Annotated in this window: 1 protein-coding gene and 1 pseudogene; both read left to right on the forward strand. The window is 72.6% G+C overall.

Annotation, left to right across the window (positions count from 1 at the left end):
- On the forward strand, positions 1-650 hold a 650-nt coding region (locus D471_RS37430; protein WP_017602428.1), incomplete at its 5' end, for an oxygenase MpaB family protein.
- 170 nt (positions 651-820) lie between these two features.
- Positions 821-1,133 (forward strand): annotated as a pseudogene (locus tag D471_RS0132255) (oxygenase MpaB family protein); the annotation flags it as partial.

Raw genomic sequence — 1,133 nt, forward strand, 5'->3', positions numbered from 1 at the left:
TGCCCGTGCGCTGGCTCAACGACTACGGGTACGGGTGGCGCCGCCTGACCGAGCACGAGATCGCGGCCAGCACCAACTACTACCGCAAGCTCGGCAGACACATGGGGATCAAGGACATCCCCGAGACCTACGAGGAGTTCTACGAGCTCTTCGACTCCTACGAGCGCGAGCACTTCGCCTACACCGAGGGCGGCCGCGCGGTCTCCGACGCCACCCTCGCGCTGATGGCGCGGTTCTACCCCGCATGGCAGCGGCCGTTGATCCGCCCGTTCACCCGGGCCCTCCTGGACGACCGCCTGGTCCGGGCCTTCGACTACCCCGAGCCCTCCCGCGCCTGGCGGGTGCTCGCCCGCACCGGCCTGCGCCTGCGCGCCAGGGCGGTGCGCGGGATGAGGCCGCGCGTGCGGCCGCGCCGGGCCCGGCAGAGCCCGAACATCCGCAACTACCCGAACGGCTACGACCCGTCCCGGATCGGCACCTTCCCCAAGGGCTGCCCGGTCCCGCATGACCTGGCCACCGTGGAGGTGCCCGGTACGGGGGCGCTCGTTCCCGCCCCCGGCCAGGAGCTCGCTCCCGGCACCTCGTCCGAGGCCCGCTCCGCCTCGTCCGAGACCGTCGCCGCGCGGCCCGCGGAACCGTCCGAACGCTGACAGCCCCCGTCCACGGCCATGTCCCCGCCGTTTCCCCGCGCCCCTCCGGCGCGATTCCCGAGCCCGGCCGCCTCCCCGCCCGGCCGTGCCGTCGGTGTGCCCGGAATCCCCACCGCGGCGCCGTCCCTCCCCCATCCCCCGCCCCACACCACCCCCGACGAAGGAGTGTCATGACGCGCTTCGACCTGCGCGACGAGATCCACCGGCTGGACCCCGAGGCCGACTGCGTGCGGATCATGCAGATCCTCACCTCGCTGGAGTTCCCCTGGGACATGGGCCGGGCCCTGGGCATCGCCCTGTACCGCACCTACGCGGTCCCCAGCATCGGTGAACTGCTCGGGAGGACGGACGCGTTCACCGGGCAGACCCAGAAGCGGTACGACGACACCGCCCTGATCCTGAGCAACATCATGCGGCACGGGTTCGAGCCCGGCCAGGGGCGCGACGCGCTGCGCCGCATGAACCAGATGCACCGCTCCTACG

Source organism: Nocardiopsis lucentensis DSM 44048 (assembly GCF_000341125.1).
Lineage (GTDB): Bacteria > Actinomycetota > Actinomycetes > Streptosporangiales > Streptosporangiaceae > Nocardiopsis > Nocardiopsis lucentensis.